Origin of the sequence: Micromonospora gifhornensis (assembly GCF_016863515.1) — a bacterium.
Taxonomy (GTDB): domain Bacteria; phylum Actinomycetota; class Actinomycetes; order Mycobacteriales; family Micromonosporaceae; genus Micromonospora; species Micromonospora gifhornensis.
Genome location: NZ_BOPA01000026.1, coordinates 66,108 through 86,592, shown reverse-complemented (window position 1 = coordinate 86,592; position 20,485 = coordinate 66,108). Strand labels below are relative to the sequence as shown.

Annotated in this window: 20 protein-coding genes and 1 pseudogene; 7 read left to right on the top strand and 14 right to left on the bottom strand. The window is 71.0% G+C overall.

The features are described from left to right. Positions 1 to 26: 26 nt before the first annotated feature. Positions 27 to 2,258 (top strand): MinD/ParA family ATP-binding protein, encoded by a 2,232-nt coding sequence (locus tag Vgi01_RS18940; RefSeq protein ID WP_204291888.1) that lies wholly within the window; start codon positions 27 to 29, stop codon positions 2,256 to 2,258. 215 nt (positions 2,259 to 2,473) lie between these two features. On the opposite strand, the gene Vgi01_RS18935 is transcribed toward Vgi01_RS18940, so the two are convergent. After that, entirely contained in the window at positions 2,474 to 2,902 is a 429-nt protein-coding gene (locus tag Vgi01_RS18935; protein ID WP_204291887.1) for a DUF3151 domain-containing protein, read from the bottom strand. A gap of 348 nt (positions 2,903 to 3,250) precedes the next feature. On the opposite strand from Vgi01_RS18935, the gene Vgi01_RS18930 reads away from it, so the two are divergent. Next, complete coding sequence (locus Vgi01_RS18930) at positions 3,251 to 4,498, top strand: LOG family protein (RefSeq protein WP_199180174.1); 1,248 nt, start codon at positions 3,251 to 3,253, stop codon at positions 4,496 to 4,498. 113 nt (positions 4,499 to 4,611) lie between these two features. On the opposite strand, the gene fbaA is transcribed toward Vgi01_RS18930, so the two are convergent. Further along, the gene (gene fbaA, locus Vgi01_RS18925; RefSeq protein WP_102657743.1) at positions 4,612 to 5,637 is read right to left on the bottom strand and encodes a class II fructose-bisphosphate aldolase; all 1,026 of its coding nucleotides are present in this window, start codon (positions 5,635 to 5,637) and stop codon (positions 4,612 to 4,614) included. A 165-nt stretch (positions 5,638 to 5,802) separates the two neighbouring features. Then, positions 5,803 to 6,186, bottom strand: coding sequence for a phage holin family protein (locus Vgi01_RS18920; RefSeq protein ID WP_102657760.1), 384 nt, complete (start codon positions 6,184 to 6,186; stop codon positions 5,803 to 5,805). A gap of 162 nt (positions 6,187 to 6,348) precedes the next feature. Here Vgi01_RS18920 and Vgi01_RS18915 point away from each other — a divergent pair, with 162 nt between their 5' ends. From Vgi01_RS18915 to Vgi01_RS18900, 4 genes and pseudogenes are all read left to right on the top strand, one after another. Beyond that, on the top strand, positions 6,349 to 6,561 hold the full coding sequence (locus Vgi01_RS18915) for a hypothetical protein (protein ID WP_013730832.1): 213 nt from the start codon (positions 6,349 to 6,351) through the stop codon (positions 6,559 to 6,561). An 81-nt stretch (positions 6,562 to 6,642) separates the two neighbouring features. Next, a pseudogene (locus tag Vgi01_RS18910) lies at positions 6,643 to 7,527 on the top strand (3' terminal RNA ribose 2'-O-methyltransferase Hen1); the annotation flags it as partial. After that, positions 7,418 to 8,176 (top strand): hypothetical protein, encoded by a 759-nt coding sequence (locus Vgi01_RS18905; RefSeq protein WP_308441793.1) that lies wholly within the window; start codon positions 7,418 to 7,420, stop codon positions 8,174 to 8,176. The pseudogene Vgi01_RS18910 and the gene Vgi01_RS18905, both read left to right, overlap by 110 nt. A 116-nt stretch (positions 8,177 to 8,292) precedes the next feature. Further along, positions 8,293 to 9,228, top strand: coding sequence for a DUF368 domain-containing protein (locus Vgi01_RS18900; RefSeq protein ID WP_102657741.1), 936 nt, complete (start codon positions 8,293 to 8,295; stop codon positions 9,226 to 9,228). 50 nt (positions 9,229 to 9,278) lie between these two features. Here Vgi01_RS18900 and Vgi01_RS18895 read toward each other — a convergent pair whose 3' ends face one another. The 8 genes from Vgi01_RS18895 to Vgi01_RS18860 all read right to left on the bottom strand — a co-directional run bounded on the left by Vgi01_RS18895 (position 9,279) and on the right by Vgi01_RS18860 (position 17,445). Next, entirely contained in the window at positions 9,279 to 9,656 is a 378-nt protein-coding gene (locus Vgi01_RS18895) for an ArsR/SmtB family transcription factor (RefSeq protein ID WP_007454255.1), read from the bottom strand. Between the two features lie 57 nt (positions 9,657 to 9,713). Then, a complete protein-coding gene (locus Vgi01_RS18890; protein WP_102657740.1) occupies positions 9,714 to 10,244 on the bottom strand; it encodes an orotate phosphoribosyltransferase in 531 nt (176 codons plus the stop codon). A gap of 169 nt (positions 10,245 to 10,413) precedes the next feature. Then, the gene (locus Vgi01_RS18885; RefSeq protein ID WP_204291931.1) at positions 10,414 to 11,223 is read right to left on the bottom strand and encodes an SDR family NAD(P)-dependent oxidoreductase; all 810 of its coding nucleotides are present in this window, start codon (positions 11,221 to 11,223) and stop codon (positions 10,414 to 10,416) included. Positions 11,224 to 11,237: 14 nt separating this feature from the next. Next, complete coding sequence (locus Vgi01_RS18880) at positions 11,238 to 11,900, bottom strand: hypothetical protein (RefSeq protein WP_204291886.1); 663 nt, start codon at positions 11,898 to 11,900, stop codon at positions 11,238 to 11,240. A 136-nt stretch (positions 11,901 to 12,036) separates the two neighbouring features. After that, positions 12,037 to 12,837, bottom strand: a complete 801-nt coding sequence (locus Vgi01_RS18875) for a hypothetical protein (protein WP_239089046.1) — start codon at positions 12,835 to 12,837, stop codon at positions 12,037 to 12,039. Positions 12,838 to 13,061: 224 nt separating this feature from the next. After that, positions 13,062 to 13,439, bottom strand: coding sequence for a hypothetical protein (locus Vgi01_RS18870; protein WP_204291884.1), 378 nt, complete (start codon positions 13,437 to 13,439; stop codon positions 13,062 to 13,064). A 189-nt stretch (positions 13,440 to 13,628) separates the two neighbouring features. Next, complete coding sequence (gene clpB, locus Vgi01_RS18865; protein ID WP_204291883.1) at positions 13,629 to 16,220, bottom strand: ATP-dependent chaperone ClpB; 2,592 nt, start codon at positions 16,218 to 16,220, stop codon at positions 13,629 to 13,631. Positions 16,221 to 16,320: 100 nt separating this feature from the next. Beyond that, positions 16,321 to 17,445, bottom strand: a complete 1,125-nt coding sequence (locus tag Vgi01_RS18860) for a hypothetical protein (RefSeq protein WP_204291882.1) — start codon at positions 17,443 to 17,445, stop codon at positions 16,321 to 16,323. Positions 17,446 to 17,710: 265 nt separating this feature from the next. On the opposite strand from Vgi01_RS18860, the gene Vgi01_RS18855 reads away from it, so the two are divergent. Further along, positions 17,711 to 18,139, top strand: a complete 429-nt coding sequence (locus Vgi01_RS18855; protein ID WP_102657734.1) for a hypothetical protein — start codon at positions 17,711 to 17,713, stop codon at positions 18,137 to 18,139. 156 nt (positions 18,140 to 18,295) lie between these two features. On the opposite strand, the gene Vgi01_RS18850 is transcribed toward Vgi01_RS18855, so the two are convergent. The 3 genes from Vgi01_RS18850 to dnaJ form a co-directional block, all read right to left on the bottom strand. Continuing rightward, positions 18,296 to 18,568, bottom strand: coding sequence for a hypothetical protein (locus Vgi01_RS18850; RefSeq protein WP_204291881.1), 273 nt, complete (start codon positions 18,566 to 18,568; stop codon positions 18,296 to 18,298). Between the two features lie 212 nt (positions 18,569 to 18,780). Next, the gene (locus tag Vgi01_RS18845; protein ID WP_102657732.1) at positions 18,781 to 19,218 is read right to left on the bottom strand and encodes a heat shock protein transcriptional repressor HspR; all 438 of its coding nucleotides are present in this window, start codon (positions 19,216 to 19,218) and stop codon (positions 18,781 to 18,783) included. A 29-nt stretch (positions 19,219 to 19,247) separates the two neighbouring features. After that, the gene (gene dnaJ / locus Vgi01_RS18840; RefSeq protein ID WP_102657731.1) at positions 19,248 to 20,435 is read right to left on the bottom strand and encodes a molecular chaperone DnaJ; all 1,188 of its coding nucleotides are present in this window, start codon (positions 20,433 to 20,435) and stop codon (positions 19,248 to 19,250) included. Between the last annotated feature and the right edge of the window lie 50 nt (positions 20,436 to 20,485).

Below are 20,485 nucleotides of genomic sequence, written 5' to 3'. Positions count from 1 at the left end.
CTCGGCTGGAGGACTGGGGAGGAACCGTGGTGGACGAGAACGCCGACCGGGTGCACGTGCCCGGCCAGCATGGGGTGCCGGAACGGGACATCGAACCACTCTGGCCACCCGACCAGATCGACGGCTTCGGCACGTCGGGGTGGGACGCCCCACCGCCCGCACCGCCTGCCGCTCCACCGCCCGGCGGTCGACCGGCGACGTCACCTGGTGACCACCCGCCGGCCACCCACTCCGCGACGCCGGGCGGATATCCGACGGCCGTTCCGCCGTCGCCCGCCGACTACCCGTCGCTGACCGGCGGTGGGCCGCCCGCCACCGGCTGGGCACCGGCACCGCCCACCCCGCCGGAACCAACTGTTTCCGCTGGTCCGGATCCGGTTCCGGGTGCCAACGCGTGGGGACCGGGCAACGGCGGCTCGTTCTCGGCCCCGCCTGCCGCATCCGGACGAGCGACCCCGGTCGGGCCGCCGCCGGAGTCCGGTCAGGTCAACCTGGACCTGCCGTTCACCCTCGACCCGCCGACCGCCCTCGCGCCGAACCGGGACAGCGGGCCGCGTGCGGTGAGCGACAACGCGCAGGCGGAGCGGGGTGACGCGCTCGACACCGGGGCAGACTCAGCGGCAGCGGACAGCGGCGACGTGACCTCGACGACCCGGCCGGTGGCGGAGTCGCCGTGGGCGCAGCCGCCACAGCGGTCCGGGGTCGCCACCCCGCCGGAGAACGGCGGCAGGGCCGAGGCTGCGGTCGGTGTGCCCCGCCCCACCTGGGCCGGACCGGCTCAGCCACTTCCGCCGGTGCCGTCCGCGCCGCCGGACACCCCGCTGTCCGGCGCTGCGGCACCCCAGCAGCCCGGACCGCATCAGGCGGCCGTCCCGCCGCCCCAGCGCGGCAGCTTCCCCGTGCCACAGCACGGTGTCGCCGCACCGCAGCACGGCGATCCGGTGCCGCACTCTCCCGCACCGCAGCACGGCGATCCGGTGCCGCACCCTTCCGCACCGCACGGCGAGCCGGTGCCGCACGTTCCCGCACCTCAGCAGGGCGTCGTGGCCGGTCCCGAGACGCCCGTACTCCCGCCGGGGCCCTTCACGGCCGCGGTGCCGCCGCCGGTCGACGTCAGGGTGCCTGCCGCACCTCACCCCGGGCCGGGCGCACCCCAGGTCACGCCGCCGTACGCGGCACCACCCGGGCCCTTCCCGCCGCAGCCGGCCTGGCAACCGGCCCCCTGGCAGCAGCAGGGCCCGCCGGCGGTGTCGCCGCAGGTGCCGTACCAGCCGACGGAGACCGCGTCCCGGACCGGGTTCACGGATCAGGGCTGGACGCAGGAGACCGGCGGTGCACCCACCGCCGAGGACTTCGCGCGACGGCGGCAGGTACGCCCCACCGACCCGGTCGCAACGATGGGCGTACGCGCCGTGGTCAACAAGACGGGCCTGGTGAAGCTGCCGCCGGGGCGGCACGAACTGGAACTCAAGCGCGACATCGAGATGGTGCGCCGCAACTTCGGCGGGCTGCGCCAGGTCACCGTTGTCAACCCCAAGGGTGGTGCCGGCAAGACGGTGGCCATCCTGCTGCTCGCCATGACCTTCGGGCAGAAGCGTGGCGGTTACGTGCTGGCCTGGGACAACAACGAGACCCAGGGCACCCTCGGCATGCGCGCCCAACAGGACTTCCACTCCCGTACGGTGCGGGACCTGCTGCGCGATCTGGGTCAGTTCCACGGTGCGCACGGCCGGGTGGGCGACCTGTCGCAGTACGTCCGCTCGCAGGGCGAGGGGATGTTCGACGTACTCGCCTCGGACGAGTCGGCGACCGGGGGCGAGATGCTCACCGCGGCGGCCTTCGGCGAGATCCGCGAGGTGGTCAGCCGGTTCTACAAGCTGATCTTCGTGGACACCGGCAACAACGTCCGGGCACAGAACTGGCAGGCGGCGATGGACGCCACCGACCAACTGGTGGTCACCATGTCGGCCCGTAACGACTCGGCCGAGACCGCCGCCCGGATGCTCGACCACCTGGAGCAGAGCGGACGGCAACGGCTGGTCCGGCAGGCGGTCACGGTCGTCTCGATGCCGCCCTCGCGCAAGGAGATCGACCTGCCGGCGATCCAGGAACACTTCGCCGCGCGTACCCGGGCGGTGCTGCTGGCGCCGTACGAGCGGCTCATCGACACCGGCGAGCCCATCCGTTACGCCGGCCTGTCAGCGGCCACCCGCGACGCCTGGCTCAAGATCGCCGCAGCCGTCGCCGAGGGCCTGTAACCCGAGCGGGACCCGCGCGGGCGAAGACCCGCGCGGGGACCCAGCGCGCTCGATCTGGGATCGAGTGGCTTCCAACGCGAGGGAGACCACTCGATCCCGGATCGAGCGCGATCATGCTGGTGGGCGGCGTCACCGCGGCCCTCAGGGCCGGCGGCGTCACTGCGGCCCTCGGGGCAGGCGGGTCGCTGCGGTGAGGGCCGGCCCGGGGTTGAGGGTCAGTTGCTGGCGAGGGCGTCGGCGGCAGCCGGGTCGCAGTCGCGGAGGAACTGGGCGCAGCGGGCCGCCTCGTCGGCCTCGCCGATCTCGTCGGCGGCCCGGGAGAGCACGTACAGGCAGCGCAGGAAGCCCCGGTTCGGCTCGTGCGACCAGGGCACCGGACCGTGCCCCTTCCAACCGTTGCGGCGCAGCTGGTCCAGGCCACGGTGGTAGCCGGTGCGGGCGTACGCGTACGCCGCGACGGCCTGATCCTGCGCGAAGGCCCGGGTGGCCAGCGCGGCCCAGGCGGCGCTGTGGCTCGGGAACCGGGCCGCCGCCTCGGCGTACGCCTCGTCGCTGCCGGCCTGCTCCGCCGTGGCCAGGGCGGCGTCGGCCTCCTCGTCGGCGGGCAGGAGCGTGGCGGGTGGCTCAGGTAGGAGGTTCTGCATCGCCCCATTCAACCCGCATCGACCGGCGGTACGCGAGCGGGTCCGGCAAGCCGGCTGGCTGAACGGCCGAGAGGTCTGTCACGCCTGCGGCCCATGCCGCCAATCGGAACAATCCACTACAACTGAATTTCCGGAGCCTCCCCAGGAACCGGATTGCGGGAGCCCGGCCAGGCCGCCGGGCTCCCGCCCACCGCCTCCAGGCTCCCGTCCACCGCCGCTGACGCCCTCGCCCCAGCACCGCTGACGCCCTCGCCCCAGCACCGCCGACGCTCCCGTCCAGCGATGAGCAGGCCGACGCAGGCCCGGGGCCAGTCGGCGCGGGTTGAGCCGGCCGGGCAGGATGATCAGGTGCCGACTCCACCCCCCGCGGACGTCATCGAGCCGCACACCTGGACAAACGAGATTCAGACCCGGGCCGAGTTCGACCGGCGGCTGGCCAGCGGAAGCCTGGTCGGCCTCACCATCCAGGGCCTTCGGCTGGATCTCGACCCGATCCCCGACTTCACCGCCGTCGAGGTGGCCGGAACGCTCTTCGTCGGTTGCCGCTTCGCCTCCCGGCAGGTCGGCGCCGACCTGGTCCGGCGCGGCGCGAACGTGGTGCCGCCGTTCTCCGGGCTGCCCTACCCGACCCAGCCGCCGCACCTCTACACCCCTGAGGAGTTGGCCGCCGGCTTCGCCGAGGGCGGCTTCGAGGCGATGTACGACGCCCGGGTGTACGCGCACTTCCGGGCCCACGGCGGGGCGCTGCCCGACGTCCGGGAGGCGCTCGGCCAACGGCTGCACGACCACGGTGTGGACAACGCGCTCGCCGATGCCACCCGTGCCTGGTTGACCGCGCACGGGCCGCAGTCGGTGGTCGGCGTGATGGGCGGGCACGCGGTACGCCGGGGCAGCCGGTCGTACCGGATGGCCGCGGTGCTCGGCCGGGAACTGGCGCGGGCGAACCGGCTGGTGGTCACCGGCGGCGGGCCGGGGGTGATGGAGGCCGCCAACCTCGGCGCGTACCTGTCGACCCGCCCGGCCGAGGATCTGACCGCCGCCATCGACCTGCTCGCCACCGCGCCCGACTTCAGTGACCACGACCGCTACACGGCGGTGGCACTTCGCGTCCGGGAACTGTTCGGCCGTTCGGTCACCCCACCTCCGGACGACACCGAGCCGGCGACGGCGTACCAGGCCGACTCGACCGAGCTGGCCACCGGTGACCTGGACTGGGCCCACTGCGGCGGGCTGGCGGTGCCGACCTGGCTCTACGGCCACGAACCGGCGAACCTGTTCGCCGGCCGGATCGCCAAGTACTTCTCGAACGCCATCCGGGAGGACACCATCCTGCGGCTGGCCCGGGGCGGGATCGTCTTCGCTCCCGGCCGGGCCGGCACGGTGCAGGAGGTGTTCCAGGCGGCCACCAAGACCTACTACGGCACCGACGGCGCGAGCGGGGCCTACGTGTTCCTGGACCGTGCCTACTGGACCGAGGAACTGCCGGTGGAGTCGCTGCTGCGTCCGCTGCTGGCGACCTCACCCTTCGGCGACCTCTCCGACACCGTGCACCTCACCGACGACGCCCACGAGGCCGTCCGCCTACTGCTGCGGTAAGGAAGGGCACCTTGTTAACGCCTCCGGTAGAGGAAGGGCCCCTTGTTAACAAAGCGACGGCGGCCAGGCTCCGGGAAGGAGCCTGACCGCCGTCGTTCGGGACGTCTAGTGCGTCACTTGGTCATGGTGGTGCCGGTGGAGCGCAGGTGCTCGCAGGCCTCCACCACGCGGGCGGCCATGCCGGCCTCGGCGGCCTTGCCCCACACCCGCGGGTCGTACAGCTTCTTGTTGCCGACCTCGCCGTCGACCTTGAGTACGCCGTCGTAGTTGCGGAACATGTGGTCCGCCACCGGGCGCGAGAAGGTGTACTGGGTGTCGGTGTCGATGTTCATCTTCACCACGCCGTAGTCGAGCGCCTCGCGGATCTCCGACAGCAGCGAGCCGGAGCCACCGTGGAAGACCAGGCTGAGCGGCTTCTCCTTGCCGTACTTGGCGCCGACCGCCTCCTGGATGTGCTTGAGCACCTCGGGGCGGAGCTTGACGTTGCCCGGCTTGTAGACCCCATGCACGTTGCCGAAGGTCAGCGCCGCCATGTAGCGGCCCTTCTCGCCCAGGCCGAGCGCCTCGACCATGGCCAGGCCATCCTCGACGGTGGTGTAGAGCTTGTCGTTGATGGCGTTCTCGACACCGTCCTCTTCGCCGCCGACGACGCCGACCTCGATCTCCAGGACGATCTTGCCCTTGGCGGCCTCGGCGAGCAACTGCTCGGCGATCTCCAGGTTCTCCGCGACCGGCACGGCGGAACCGTCCCACATGTGCGACTGGAACAGCGGCTCCTGGCCGGCCTTCACCCGCTCCTGCGAGATGGCCATCAGCGGCCGGACGAACTTGTCCAGCTTGTCCTTCGGGCAGTGGTCGGTGTGCAGCGCGATGTTGACCGGGTACTTCTTGGCCACCTCGTGCGCGTACGCGGCGAACGCCACCGCGCCGGTGACCATGTCCTTGATCGAGGGGCCGGAGAGGTACTCGGCGCCGCCGGTGGAGACCTGGATGATGCCGTCGCTCTCCGCGTCGGCGAAGCCCTTGAGCGCCGCGTTGAGCGTCTGCGACGACGTCACGTTGATCGCCGGGTACGCGTACCGGCCCGCCTTGGCGCGGTCCAGCATCTCGGCGTAAGCCTCGGGGGAAGCGATGGGCATGTCGAACGCTCCTTACTTGCCGCTGTCGGCCGTACGGCCGCTGTTCTCCTTGCGTGCCGGTTTACGGCGCCTGATACCACTGGGCACGCCGGACCGCGCTGTCCTCCGCGGGAAGTATCCCGTAGCTCGTACAGCCGGGCACAACCGGCCCAGCGCGCCGAGCGCTCACCGCCGGTCCGTCGAGTCGGGCACGATGACGCTGATCAGCCAGGTGACCACCGCCATCACGATGGCTCCCCAGAAGGCCGCCCAGAAACCGTTCACATGGAACGGTAGCTTCAGCACCCCGGCGACCCAGTCGGTCAGCAGGAACAACAGCGCGTTGACCACCAACGCGAACAGGCCGAGAGTCACCAGGTAGAAGACGCAGCCCACCACCTTGATCAGCGGCTTGAGCACCGCGTTGATCACCCCGAAGATCAACGCCACGATGAGCAGGGTGAAGGTGGTGTCGTAGCCGCTGCGTCCGGTCACCTCGACTCCGGGCACGATGAGCGTGGTGACCCACAGTGCTACGGCGGTGGTCGCCAGTCGGATGAGGAAGCCCACGACCACATCCTGGCATCGGGGCAGCCACCGGCGGGTCGGTTCGGCCGACTGACCTGCGGTCACGGCGTACCCTCACGCGCCCGGCACGTCGGTTGCCAGCGAGGTGCGGGTGCAGCCCGTACCGTGGGTGGGTACCGTCCACCGACTACCCGGAGGCATCGAATGGGTCAGCCTGACGAGGACTTCGCCCCCGGCGACCACCTCAGCCCGGAGGAGCGCGATCTGGAGGCTGAGCCGGCCGACGCGATCGAGCAGGCCGCCGTGGTCGATCCGACCCGGGCCGACGACGAGCCACACCGCGGCTTCGAGGTCGACGACTGGGACGCGATGGAGCAGGCCCGGGTGGTCGCCGCCGACGAGGACGACTACCGCTGACCCGTGCTGGTGCCGCGCAGCGTTGAAGGACCGGCCGAAAACGGGACGACGCAAGATCGACGGAGCTGACACCATTGGCCCGTGCTGCTGACCCTGACCACGACGCACCGACCGGCGACCGATCTCGGTCACCTGCTGGTCAAGCATCCCGACCGGACGCACGCCTTCGACGTGCCGGTCGGTACGGCGCACGTGTTCTATCCGCAGGCCGACGAAGCGCGGTGCACCGCCGCTCTCCTGCTTGACGTCGACCCGACAAGGCTGGCCGCCGCGCGGGGCCGGGGCCGTGGCCGGCAGCCGACCGCGACCCCGGAGAGCTTCGCCCTCGGGCGGTACGTCAACGACCGGCCGTACGCCGCGTCCAGCCTGCTCGCCTCGGCGCTGTCCCGGGTGTACCGGTCGGCGCTGCGCGGCGAGTCCCGGGACCGGCCGGAGTTGGCCGCCACCAGCATCCCGCTGGAGATCCGGGTGCCCGTCCTGCGCTGCCGGGGCGGTGCCGAGGTGGCCACCCGACTGTTCGGCCCACTCGGCTGGACGGTGACCGCCATTCCCATCGCGCTCGACGAGCAGCACCCGCAGTGGGGCGGGAGCCGCTACGTCGACCTCACTCTCACCGGCACGCTCCGGGTCGCCGACGCCCTCAATCACCTGTACGTCTTGCTGCCCGTGCTGGACGACGCCAAGCACTACTGGGTGGCCCCGGACGAGGTGGACAAGCTGCTGCGGGTCGGCGCCGGTTGGCTCGCCGGTCACCCGGAGCGCGGGCTGATCGTGCGTCGCTACCTGGCCCACCGGCGGGCACTTGCCGGTCAGGCGTTGGAGCGGCTGGCCGCACAGTGCCCCACCGACGAGCCGGGTGTCGACGACGGCGTGGCGGACCGGCCGGACCAGGCACCTCGGGCGTCACTGGCCGCCCGACGTCGGGAGGCGGTGCACGCCGCGCTGGTCGAGGCCGGTGCGCAGCGCGGCGGCCGCCCGTGGGCTGGATGTCGGTGTTCTCCGCGATCGGGTCGCCGGTCAGCGTGCCGACCTGCTCGCCTACACGGCGGCCTATCGCGCGTACGTTCACCCGACGGACGGTCTGCGCGGCGTGACCCTGGCACCGTTCGCGGTGCTGGCGGGGCGGAAGGCGAGCTACGCCAACCGGGATCACGGCTGGCACCTCGCCCTGGCCGACCGGCTCTGCGCGGCGGATCCGGAGTTCTTCACCGTGACCCGTCGTCAGGTGGTCGACCTGTCCGACACCGAGGCGGTACGCGAAGCCACCGACTGGTGGTTGGCGTTGACCGCTGACGGCGGCGAAGGCATGGTCGTCAAGCCGTACGCCGGGCCGGCGGCACGCAGCGATCGAGGTTCCCTGCTCCAGCCGGGCATCAAGTGTCGGGGGCGGGAGTATCTGCGGATCATCTACGGCCCGAGCTACACCGAGCCGGCCCGACTGGCCGCACTGCGCGGCCGGTCGCTGGGTCGCAAGCGGGGGCTGGCCCTGCGCGAGCAGGGTCTCGGCCTGGCGGCGCTGGACGCCCTGGCCGATGGTGCACCGCTGTGGCGCCGACACGAGTTGGTCTTCGCCATTCTGGCCTGCGAGTCCGAGCCGGTCGACCCTCGACTGTGACCCGGTCGGCCGACCCTCGACGGTGACCGGCCCAGGCCGGCGAATCACGTACCGGTAGCCTGGGTGGCCGCGCCGGAGGCCATCCGGGTCAGGCTGATTGACGGAACGGATACTTCATGGCATTGGGCGAACGGCTGGGACACGTTCTCCGCGGAACTGCCATCGGCGTGGCCGAGGCGGTACCAGGGGTCAGCGGCGGGACTATCGCTCTGGTCACCGGCGTGTACGAACGAGTCATCGCGTCCGCTGGCCATCTGGTGAACGTCGTGCGTTACGCGGTGTCGGACCTGCCGCGCGGGCGCGGCGGGACCCGCGCCAAGCAGCAGCTACGCCAGGTGCACTGGGACGTGGTCGTCCCGTTGCTGATCGGCATGCTGCCGGGCCTGCTGATCGCCGCGAAGACCCTCGAACCGCTGCTCACCGACTATCCGGAGCAGACCCGAGGGCTTTTCCTCGGGCTGGTGCTCGCTTCGGTGCTGGTGCCGGTCTCGATGGTCGGCGCACAGTGGCGGCCGAAGGAGATCGCAGCCCTCGTCCTCGCCGCGGTGGGCGCGTTCACGCTGACCGGCCTGCCGCAGGGCACTCTCGACCCGCATCCGCTGATCGTGCTGGTGGCAGCGGCCATCGCGGTGTGTGCCCTGGTGATGCCCGGGGTGTCCGGGTCGTTCCTGCTGCTGACCGTCGGCCTGTACGAGCCGACGATCACCGCGTTGAACGACCGCGACTTCGGCTACCTGGCGGTTTTCGCGACCGGCATGGTGATCGGCCTGGCGCTCTTCGTCAAGCTGCTTCAGTGGCTGTTGGAGCAGCACCGCCGGATGACCCTCGCGGTCATGTCCGGTGCCCTGCTGGGCAGCCTTCGGGCACTCTGGCCGTGGCAGTCCGACGAGCGGACCCTCCACGCGCCGGGCGACAACATCCTGCCCATCACCGCGCTGTTCCTGGTCGGCATCGCTGTGGTCACGGCGATGGTCGTCGCCGAACGTCGACGGTTGCGCCGCGCCGCCCAGGATCTGACCGAGGAGGCGTACGAGACACCTCAACGGCACTGACCACCCGCCGTCTGGTGGCTACCCGTGGGCAGCCACCAGACGGCTGCGAGTCAGCGAGCCTTCTTGGTGGCCCGCTTACGCGGCGGGGTCAGCAGGTCGGCGATCGTGGCGATCGCGCTCGGGACCAGTCGGTAGTAGGCCCACACACCGCGCTTCTCCCGCTCCAGCAAGCCGGCCTCGGTGAGGATGCGGAGGTGGTGACTGACCGTCGGCTGGGAGAGGCCGAGCGGTGCGGTCAGATCGCACACGCACGCCTCGCCCTCTGGCGCCGACTGGATCAGGCTGAGCAGCCGCAGCCGAGCAGGGTCGGCAAGGGCCTTGAGGACCCCCGCCAGCCGCTCGGCGTCGGCGCGTTCGATCGGCTCACCGGCAAGCGGCGAGATCTGAGGCATAGTCATTTCGGCCAACGCAGTTCCCACGTATTCCATCCTTCCACCAGCAGCATCGATCCGCCTGCATATCAGCAGATCCGAATCGGCAAACTTTTACGCCACAAGGCCGAGGTCAGCCAACGTATAGGCCGCCCGATAGGGCAATCCGGCGGCTCGCACCGCATCGCCGGCACCACGATCAACGATAACGGCCACCCCCACGACATCGGCCCCGGCCTCGCGAAGAGCCTCGACGGCGGTCAAAACACTTCCACCGGTGGTGGAGGTGTCCTCCACCGCCAGCACCCGACGACCGGCGACATCCGGGCCTTCGATCCGTCGCTGAAGTCCGTGCGCCTTGCCGGTTTTGCGCACCACGAAAGCGTCCAACGGACGCCCGGTGGCGTGCAGCATCGACAGGGCGATCGGGTCAGCTCCCAATGTCAGGCCACCCACCGCGTCGTACGACCAGTCGGCGGTCAGGTCCCGCATCACTCGGCCGACCAACGGGGCCGCCCGGTGATGGAGCGTGACGCGCCTGAGGTCGACATACCAGTCGGCCTCCTGCCCTGAGGAGAGCACCACCCGGCCGTGGACCACAGCCAGGTCAGAGATGAATTTACGCAGGTCGTCGTGGTCCCCCATGGGGGTAGAGGGTACTGCGCACACCTGTGTGCCGCGTGCGCGGGCTACCTGCGGCAACCCGTCCGGGCGACCGATGAGTGACGATGCCCGTTACACTCGGTTAGCCATCACCGTGATTCGAGTGATCCGGCCTCGGAGCGGTCGTTCCCGGCCCACCGAGCTGCGTCAGTCAGCCGCGGTCCCGGCCGATGCGGCCACGGGTGTCCCGGGCGACCCGGTCGAGCAGCCCACGGGGCGCGTGCCGCAGGCCCGCCACGGCCAGCTTGTACTTCCACGACGGAACACTGACGAACTTGCCTTTTCCCAGGTCACGTAAGGCTTCGTCGACCACGTCGGTGGCGTTGAGCCACATCCATTCCGGGGTTTTCGACATGTCGATGCCGGCTCGCTGATGAAATTCGGTACGCGTGTAGCCGGGGCAGAGCGCCATCACCCGTACGCCGAACGGACGCGCGGACTGGCCCACCGACTCACTGAAGTTGGTGACCCACGCCTTGCTCGCCGAGTACGTCGATCCGGGCATGAGCGCGCCGAACCCGGCGACGGAGGAGACATTAATCACTGACCCGTTCCGCCGTTCGGTCATCGTGACCAGCGCGGCCAGGGTCAGTCGCATGACGGCGTGCACGTTGAGTCGGAGCAACCGGATCTCGTCCGCCACCGACGATCGCAGGAACGGCGTGTTCAGACTGATGCCCGCGTTGTTGACCAGCAACTCGACGGGCGGGGTCGCGGCGAGTCGTTGCTCCACCTGCGCACAACCGTCGTCAGTGGACAGATCGGCAGCGATGGTCTCGGTCTCCACGCCGTACCGGCCGGTCAGCTCGGCGGCCTGAGCAGCGAGCCGGGTCCCGTCCCGGGCCACCAGTACCAGGTGCCACCCGTCGGCGGCCAGTCGACCGGCGAAGGCCGCTCCGATGCCTGCGGTCGCCCCGGTGATCAGCGCCCAGCGGCCGGCGGTCGGCTGGTCGGACGGCATGGTCACGGAACTGCTCACCTCGGCGGGTAGGAGGGCGGCGGCGCTGCCCCGGGCGGCGGATAGAGCTGGTGCGGGGGTGTGCCGCCCGGCTGAGGCGGCGTCGCCGCAGGCGCCGAGCGGCGACGGAACCAGGAACCGACCGACGGCAGGGCCAGCAGTACGGCTACCACAAGGTAACCGAGCACCTGGGCGACCGAAAGGGTCACAGTGAGCGGAATCCACCAGGACGGGTAGCCGTCCGTGGCCAGACCGAGAAGCTCGGTGAGGGACGGATCGTTGCGGAGATCCAAGGGTGTGACGTACTGGATGAGCTGAACCAGCAGGCCACAGCAGCCGAATGACACGCCGAAGCCGGCGATCACCCAGGTGCCCACCCGGGCACCGGATCGACCTGCCACCACACCGAGCGCGAGGCCGGCGAGGAGGAACCCGGCGAGCACACTCACCACCGCCGACAGCAGGACCGAGGTTCGCAGGAGGGTGGCCATCGCGTCGATCTCGCCACCGCTCAGCGAACTGCCGGCGGCCGCGGCACGCAGCCGGCCACCGATTTCGCCGAACGCGATCAGGCCCGCCAGCGCGTAACCGAGGGCACCGAGCGCCATCACCGCCAGCACCGCCACAGCGAGCCGGACCGCGCCAGGCCGACCGACCGGCACCTGTTCGGGGTACGACACGACGAGTCCCTCCGGTAGGCGTTCGGGAAGCAACCTACTCGGAGGGACCGTCACAGTCGCGGCGGTTCGGGCGTGTCGAGGCCCCGGCGCAGGCCGTCCGGGCCGGGCCGGGGCTCGACCAGCCGATCAACCTCGATCAGTTGGAGTTGCCGCTGGGCGGCTGATCGCCCGGTTGCCCCGGCGGATTCTGGCCGCCCTGCTCGCCCGACGGGCCCGAGGACGTCTGTCCCGGGATCGACGGGTAGCCGGGCTCACCGGACTGCTGTGGCGGCTGGCCCGGCGTCGCCGGATAGCCGGGTTCAGCGGACTGGCCGGGGTAGCCCGGCCCGCCCGGGTAACCCGGCTGGCCTGGCTGGCCTGGATAGCCCGGCTGGGCCGGGTAACCCGGCTGGGCCGGGTAGCCGGGGTAGGTGGCACCGGGAGTCGGCGGCTCCCACTGCGCCGCCGGCTTGCGGAAGAACTCGTTGGCCTTCGGCAGCGCCAGCAGGATCAGCGCCACCAGCAGCGAGATCAGGCTGATCACGCCGAGCAGGATGCTGACCGGAGTCGCCCAGGAGGGCAGCGCCTCCTCGACCCGACGCTGGATCTCCTCCGCGCTGGGCATGTCCCCGCTGGTGTCGCTCGGTGTGGCCAGGCCACCGCCCAGGCTGCCGAGCATGTTGAACCCGTTGCAGCAGAACAGGATGCCGCCGACGACCCAGGTGGCGATCCGCGAACCGTTCTTGCCCCGCAGGTTCACCAGGCCCAGACCGGCCAGTGCCAGCGCCGCCGCCAGCATGAAGATGGAGGTGCCGACGCCGACGGCGACCGTCAGGTCGGCGATCCCCTCCAGCCCTTCGCCACTGCTGCCCTCCAGGGCTTCCTCCATCGCGTCGCGTACGGCGCCGATGGTGGCCAGGGTGATGATCGCGCTGATCAGCTGGCAGATCGCAAACAACCACAGTAAATAGGTGGATACGGTTACCACACCCGGCCGAGACCGGGTCGGAGTGTTCTGAGGATCAGCCATCTCTCTCCTTCTCGGGAACGCGCTTCACCGTATCGGCACCCGACCAGTTCGGCACGCCTGAGGTGCCGGTCGTACAGCGCGTCACCTGCGGCAATGGCGGTAGATCAGTCGAGACCGATCCATGGTGCGACGCGCCCCGACCACCGACGGGCTCAGGATTCGGCGAGCCGGTTCGCGGCGTACTCACCGACGGTGATGCTGTCCAGCACGCAGCCGGTGGCGGTCTGCACTTGCGCGGAATCGGCGCGCAGCCCGGCCCAGGCCGCCTGTCCGGCTGCCGGATCGAGCCGTTCCAGGAGAGTGGCCGCGTACACCCGGGCGGCCGGTGTGCCTTCCGACAGCAGGCGTTCGAGGTGCCCGCGTACCTCGTCGGGGCGGCCGGCCGCCAGTTCCTCGATCCGTTGGTAGGCCTCGGTCTCCGGCAACATGGTTCCGGCCAGCCCCACCCCGCCGAAGGTGACCGTCTCGGCGTTGGCGAGGGCCGCAGCCGCATCCGCCAACTCGTCGTGCTGTCGTCCCATCGCGAACATGCCTCCATCCTGACCCGGACCCAGGTGCGGCGCACGCCCTGTTCCGCGGCGACCCACGCCGCTGGTGACAGCGGGCTCGCGCCGTTGACGAGAGCGGGTTCCACGCCGCTGACGAGAGCGGGTTCCACGCCGCTGACGGCAACGGGCCCGCGTCGCGAGGACGCGGGCCCGTCGTGGGTGGTTCGGCGGTCAGGCGGCGGTCACCGATAGGCCGTCCCTGGTGTCGGCGAGGTCGACCCGTACGGTGTCGCCGTCTCGGATCTTGCCGGCGAGCAGCGCCTTGGCGAGCTGGTCTCCGATCGCGGACTGGACCAACCGGCGCAGCGGCCGGGCACCGTAGATCGGGTCGTACCCGTGCTCGGCCAGCCAGGTGCGCGCGGCGTCGGTGACGTCCAGCGTCAACCGGCGGTCGGCGAGCCGGCGGCGCAGCCGGGCGATCTGGATGTCCACGATGGCCCGCAGGTCGTCGCCCTGGAGGGCGGCGAAGACCACGATGTCGTCGAGCCGGTTGAGGAACTCCGGCTTGAAGTGCGACCGGACCACCGCGAGCACACCCTCACGCCGCTGCTCCTCGGCGAGGGTCAGGTCGCTGATCACCGACGAGCCCAGGTTCGAGGTGAGGATCAGGATGGCGTTGCGGAAGTCGACAGTACGCCCCTGACCGTCGGTGAGCCGGCCGTCGTCGAGCACCTGGAGCAGGACGTCGAAGACGTCCGGGTGGGCCTTCTCCACCTCGTCGAGCAGGATCACCGAGTAGGGGCGGCGGCGTACCGCCTCGGTGAGCTGACCACCCTCCTCGTACCCGACGTAGCCGGGTGGGGCACCGACCAGGCGGGCCACGGAGTGCTTCTCGCCGTACTCGCTCATGTCGATGCGGACCATCGCCCGCTCGTCGTCGAAGAGGAACTCGGCGAGTGCCTTGGCCAGCTCGGTCTTGCCGACACCGGTCGGGCCGAGGAACAGGAAGCTGCCGGTCGGACGGTCCGGGTCGGCGACGCCGGCCCGGGCGCGACGTACCGTGTCGGAGACCGCGCCGACGGCCTCGGCCTGGCCGACGACCCGCTCGCGCAGCGACTCCTCCATCCGCAGCAGCTTGGCGGTCTCGCCCTCCAGCAGCCGGCCGGCGGGGATGCCGGTCCAGGAGGCGACCACGGCGGCGATGTCGTCGGCGCCGACCTCCTCCTTGAGCATCGCGCCGTCGACCTGGAGCCGGGCCAGCTCCTCCGCCGCCTGCTTCAGCTCGTTGTGCAGCGCGGGGATGCGGCCGTAGCGCAGCTCGGCGGCGCGTTCCAGCTCGCCGTCACGCTCGGCCCGCTCGGCCTCACCACCGAGGCGCTCCAGCTCCTCCTTGGCGGTGGAGAGCTTGGTGATGTGGTTCTTCTCCAGCTGCCACCGCTCGGACAGGGCGGTGAGCTGCTCGCGCTTGTCGGCCAACTCCTTGCGCAGCCGTTCGAGGCGCTCGGCGGAGGCGGCGTCCGGCTCCTTGGCCAACGCCATCTCCTCGATTTCGAGCCGGCGAACCGCCCGCTCGATCTCGTCCACCTCCACCGGCCGGGAGTCGATCTCCATCCGGAGCCGGGACGCCGACTCGTCGACCAGGTCGATCGCCTTGTCCGGCAGGAAGCGGTCGGTGATGTACCGGTCGGAGAGGGCGGCGGCGGCGACCAGGGCGGCGTCGGTGATGCGTACGCCGTGGTGCACCTCGTAGCGTTCCTTGAGCCCGCGCAGGATGCCGATGGTGTCCTCGACGGTCGGCTCGCCGACCAGCACCGGCTGGAAGCGGCGCTCCAGAGCCGGGTCCTTCTCGATGTGCTCGCGGTACTCGTCGAGCGTGGTCGCACCGACCATCCGCAGCTCACCGCGGGCCAGCATCGGCTTGAGCATGTTGCCGGCGTCCATCGAGCCCTCGCCCTTGCCGGCACCGACGACGGTGTGCAGCTCGTCGAGGAAGGTGATGACCTGCCCGTCGGAGTTCTTGATCTCCTCCAGGACGGACTTGAGCCGCTCCTCGAACTGCCCCCGGTACGAGGCACCGGCGACCATCGCGCCGAGGTCGAGCGAGACGAGCTTCTTGTCGCGCAGCGACTCGGGCACGTCTCCGGCGACGATGCGCTGGGCCAGGCCCTCCACGATGGCGGTCTTGCCGACGCCCGGCTCGCCGATCAGCACCGGGTTGTTCTTGGTACGCCGGGACAGCACCTGGATCACCCGACGGATCTCGGAGTCCCGGCCGATCACCGGGTCGATCTTGCCGTCACGGGCGCTCGCGGTCAGGTCGACGCCGTACTTGGCCAGGGCCTGGTAGGTCTGCTCCGGGTCGGCGCTGGTGACCCGGCGGTCCCCACCCCGCACCTTCGGGAAGGCGGCGACAAGCGTCTCCTCGGTGGCACCGGCGGCCTTCAGCGCCCCGGAGACGGCACCGCCGACCCGGGCGAGCCCGGCCAGCAGGTGCTCGGTGGAGGTGTACTCGTCGCCGAGCGGGCGGGCGATCTGCTCGGCCGCACCGATGGCGTTGACGAACTCACGGGCCAGGGTCGGCTCGGCGATGCTGGAACCCCGGGCGGCGGGCAGCGCGTCAAGGGCCCGCTGGGTGACTCGGCGCAGCTCGGCGGGGTCGGCCCCGACGGCGCGCAGCAGGCCGGCAGCGGTCGAACCCTCGGTGTCGAGCAACGACAGCAGCAGGTGCCACGGCTCCACGGTGGCGTGCCCGCGCTGGTTGGCCAGGGCGACGGCGCCGGTGATGGTCTCGCGGCTGCGGGTGGTGAGGCGTTCGGTGTTCATGGGCTCCCCTGGATCGGCGTGTCCACTGGTACCGACAGAACCAGAGTTGAGTCTATTCCGCTCAACTCTAACGATGTGAGCTACCCCACAGCCACACCTGTCAGTCCCGCTCCAGCACCACCTGCACCCAGGTGCGGTCGCCGAACTGACCCAGGCCCAGCAGGATGCTCTCCGAGGTGCCGGCGAACAGGGTGCCGTCGGGCAGTCGCCGCAGATAGTGCCGGTCGGTCACCGGCCAGGACAGGTCGAGGTACCGGTCGCCGAGCAGGGCCCCCGCACCGCGAGAACTGACCACCGCCACGATTCCGGCGCCCAGCGGAACGGCCCGTCCGGCACCGGGCTGCCCCTCGGCGCGTACCGCTCGCCAGGTGTCGCCCTCCAGGTGCCACAGCGCCGGGAACTCGACCCGGTTCTCCGCCTCCCCGATCAGCCAGAGTTCCCCGGCCGCCGACTCCGCCCGGAGCATCCACACCGCGCCGTCGGGGGCGGGCAACGGGGTCTCCTGCCAGCGCCGCCCCTCGTCCCAGGAGATCGCAGCGTACGGCTTACCGTCCTCGCCCGCCCCGGCCGCCACCAGCGGCCCGCGGTACTCCGTACCGTCGCGGACCATCCACCCCTCGCCCAGCGCCAGCGAGTCCAGCCTGGGCAGCGACGGTTGGGTGGCCAGGGGGCGCAACCTCTTGCCGGTCCACCGGCCGACCTTGCCGGTCTTCTCGATGATCTGGAACCTGCCCTGGCTGGCCTGCCACTGCGGTGGCGCGGCCTCACCCGGGCTGTGCTGGAAGGTCCGGCCCTCGTCGGTGGAGGTCCACCAGCCGTACGGCTCGGCCCACAGGGCCAACATCCCCGGCACGGCGTACAACTGCTGGTTGTCGGCGACCGGCTTGGGGTGCCGGAGTTCCTGCCAGGACCGGCCGCCGTCTCCGGTGGAGAAGATCAGGGCGGGGCAGTCCGGTCCGGGTGGCAGGCCCTCGCAGGAAGCGAAGAGGGCGTAGCCCTGCGCGGCGCCGACGAACTCGACGTACGGCTCGTCGTAGCGCTCAGGTACGGCTAGTCGGCTTGCCCGGATCTCTGCGATCCGGGTCGGGGCCGGACTCGACGGCGTCGCACTCGACGGCACCGGGGCCGGCGTGGGCGGGGGCCGACGGATGTCCCCGACGGAGCAACCCACAAGCAACGGCACCACGGCCAGCAGCGCCATTCCACGTCTTTGTCGAGTGATCATCCAGTCTCCGTCACCTGAGCTGGTCTTCGTGGCGGTCAGGCTAGCGGCACCAGCCTGAGAGGTACGCCACGACCTGATGACGGACCTGCGGCCCCGCCCCGCCTGGAATCGGCCGTACGGAGGACCCGACCCGTCCAACGGACGGTGAATATGCTTCGGGCAGGGGCTACCCGTACCCGCCGGTATCGCGTTACCGTGTCGCCCCAGCAGCCAGGGTTCGCGGAGAGCGGACGACGCCCCCGCGGGCAGAGCGGAAGGTTGGCCGGTGAGCGTGCAGGAGTCAACGTTCCACGGCTTCGCCAACCCCGTCGACCCGTCCCCGGCGGAGTTGCGGACGTGGGCCTACAACCCCGATTCGGTCCCGTTGGCCTCCATGCCACCGGACTGGGATCTGCTGGTCTCCGGCGACCGGCTGGTGATGACGCTCTTCGACCTGGCCATGGACCCGACCTGTCCGGCGCGACGGTTCGCCCTGCACTGCCTCTACATCTACGCCGCGGACGGCATCCGGACGAACTTCCGGGCGCATCCTCGGCGACGCTTCCGCAAGCTGGTGGACCAGGCCGAGCGCAACGGCGACGAGATGATGCGCACCTGGGCGCACAACAGCCGGGTGCTGCTGAGCCGTCCGGAGCTGTTCGTCTACCGCGAATGGTGTGAGGGCGGCCTGGTCCGCGAGGGCCGCCGGCTCTGAGCCTGGTCCGGGAGGGCCGTCAGGCCTGTTGAGGGGCGGGTCGTCAGCTTCGTGCTCAGGGGCGCGGCCGCTGGGTGGCCGGCCGGGTCGGTGAGGTGAGTTCACGCGAACGGGCCGGGACCCCCCGTGGCTCCCGGCCCGCACGTCGGCGGATCGTCAGTGCGATCCGCCTCGCTCGCGTCGATGCTGGTCGGTCCGCGCCTGGCCGGCGCCGTGACCGCCTCGACCGCTCTGCACAGGCCGAACGCTCCGGCTGCCGTTTGCATTCCGGTCGCCGGGCCTGTTGGTGTCGCCACCGAAGCGGCCGGACCTGACCTGGTCGGCGAAGCGGCCCTTGGTGAGCCGGTTGAACCGCTCCCGTACGTTCTCGGCCAGGTTGTTGAGCCGGTGCTCCGCCGCTTCGGCCACCTTTTTCGCCGAATCCGCCATGGCTCCCCCCGCCGAGTCCGGATTGGGATAGTTAGACCATTAACGTGGAGGCTAACGAAGACAACCTGTCTCCCGCTCGGGTTTGCGGAAACAGGCCGGAAACGAATTCCGCCCGCCCACGAAAAGGGATCGCGCTCGATCCTGGATCGAGTGGCCCGGCGGTCGTGCACGGCCACTCGATCCGTGATCGAGCGCAATCTTCGAATTGTTGGTCAGCGGTCGGGGTTGCGGCGGGGACGCCAGACCACCAAGGCCGTGGAGGTCTGGTTGGTCGGCACGAGATCGCGACCGGGGAAGCGGGCCAGCGACTCCAGTTCGGCCATCCGCCGGTACGCGGCCTCCAGCTCGGCCTCCAACTGGGCGACCCGCTGCTGCGCCTGCTCCAACAGCCGCTCCAGGCCGATGATCCGCTTGATCCCGGCGAGGTTCACCCCGTCGTCCTGGCTGAGCCGCTGCACCTCACGCAGCAGCACCACGTCACGGACGCTGTACCGCCGCCCGCCACCTGCTGCCCGGCCGGGCTGAACCAGGCCCAGCCGGTCGTACTGACGCAGCGTCTGCGGGTGCATCCCCGCCATCCGCGCCGCAACCGAGATCATCAGCACCTTGGCCTCGTAGGCGGGGTCATCCGAACCGACGAACCCGTCCATGCCGCTCACCTCCGCACCGCTTCACCGAGTCAACTGAACCGACGCACCCGCGCGTCGAGATGTTCCCGAGCCGCCGGCGGGGTGTGCGCCGCGAACGTCTCCAGGGCCGTCCGCGCCTCGTCGGAGACCCCGGCGGGCACCACCACGTCCAGCGTGACGAGCAGATCGCCGGCCTGCCCGTCCCGGCGACTCACGCCCTTGCCCCGGGCCCGCAGGATCCGCCCGCTCGGCGTACCCGGCGGCACCCGCAGGGTCACCGCACCGTCGAGGGTCGGCACCCGCAGATCCGTGCCGAGTACCGCCTCGGTGAAGGTGATCGGGACGGTCAGGGTGAGGTCGTCGCCGGTGCGCCCGAACAGGTCGTCGGGCCGGACCTTGACATGCACGAACAGGTCACCGGCCGGGCCGCCGCGGCTGCCCGGCTCGCCCCGGCCGGCCAGCCGGATCCGCTGTCCGTCGGCCACCCCCGCCGGGAAGCGGACGTTGAGCGTACGGGTCTTGGTGACGCCGCCGGTGCCCTGGCACTCCGGGCACTTCTCGTCGACGACCGTGCCGACGCTCTGACAGTTGCGGCACGGCTCGGAGAAGCTGAAGGCACCCTGGTTGCGGGTGGTCACCCCGGCGCCGTGGCAGACCGGACAGGCCCTCGGCTGGGTGCCCGGCTTGGCACCGTTGCCGTGGCAGGTGTCGCAGACCCCGGGGGCCCGCAGCGTCAGCGGCAGGGTCACACCCCGCACCGCGTCGTCGAAGTCGAGCGCCACCTCGGTCTCGACGTCCCGCCCGCGCGCCGGACCGGGCGCACCGCCCCCGGCGCCGCCGCCCTGGCCGCCCGTGAAGATCGAACTGAACAGGTCGGAGATGTTGCCGCCGGCGAACCGACCACCCCCGCCGGGAGCTCCCCCGCCGAACAGGTCGGAGACGTCGAAGGGCATCCCGCCGGGCTGGCCCGGCTGGCGGGCGCCCCGGCGGAACGCGCCCGAGCCGAACAGCGACCGCATCTCGTCGTACTCGCGGCGCTTGGTGTCGTCGCCCAGCACCGCGTACGCCTCGGAGACCGCCTTGAAGCGCTCCTCGGCCTTGGGGTCACCGGGGTTGTGGTCCGGGTGCGACTCGCGGGCCAGCTTCCGGTACGCCTTTTTGATCTCGTCAGCGGAGGCGGTCTTCGCCACGCCCAGGACCGCGTAGTAGTCCTTCTCGATCCAGTCCTTGGAACTCAACGTCCACCTCCTCCCCACTGCCGGGCCGAGGCCGTCCCGCCCGCCGTCGA

Excerpts from the sequence above, each read along its gene's own strand:
- Vgi01_RS18890 (WP_102657740.1), bottom strand. The coding sequence starts at position 10,244 with ATGGGGGACCACGACGACCTGCGTAAATTCATCTCTGACCTGGCTGTG.
- Vgi01_RS18935 (WP_204291887.1), bottom strand. The coding sequence starts at position 2,902 with ATGCAGAACCTCCTACCTGAGCCACCCGCCACGCTCCTGCCCGCCGAC.
- fbaA (WP_102657743.1), bottom strand. The coding sequence starts at position 5,637 with ATGCCCATCGCTTCCCCCGAGGCTTACGCCGAGATGCTGGACCGCGCC.
- Vgi01_RS18895 (WP_007454255.1), bottom strand. The coding sequence starts at position 9,656 with ATGGAATACGTGGGAACTGCGTTGGCCGAAATGACTATGCCTCAGATC.
- Vgi01_RS18850 (WP_204291881.1), bottom strand. The coding sequence starts at position 18,568 with ATGGCGGATTCGGCGAAAAAGGTGGCCGAAGCGGCGGAGCACCGGCTC.
- Vgi01_RS18860 (WP_204291882.1), bottom strand. The coding sequence starts at position 17,445 with ATGATCACTCGACAAAGACGTGGAATGGCGCTGCTGGCCGTGGTGCCG.
- Vgi01_RS18885 (WP_204291931.1), bottom strand. The coding sequence starts at position 11,223 with ATGCCGTCCGACCAGCCGACCGCCGGCCGCTGGGCGCTGATCACCGGG.
- Vgi01_RS18915 (WP_013730832.1), top strand. The coding sequence starts at position 6,349 with ATGGGTCAGCCTGACGAGGACTTCGCCCCCGGCGACCACCTCAGCCCG.
- Vgi01_RS18870 (WP_204291884.1), bottom strand. The coding sequence starts at position 13,439 with ATGTTCGCGATGGGACGACAGCACGACGAGTTGGCGGATGCGGCTGCG.
- Vgi01_RS18900 (WP_102657741.1), top strand. The coding sequence starts at position 8,293 with ATGGCATTGGGCGAACGGCTGGGACACGTTCTCCGCGGAACTGCCATC.
- Vgi01_RS18845 (WP_102657732.1), bottom strand. The coding sequence starts at position 19,218 with ATGGACGGGTTCGTCGGTTCGGATGACCCCGCCTACGAGGCCAAGGTG.
- clpB (WP_204291883.1), bottom strand. The coding sequence starts at position 16,220 with ATGAACACCGAACGCCTCACCACCCGCAGCCGCGAGACCATCACCGGC.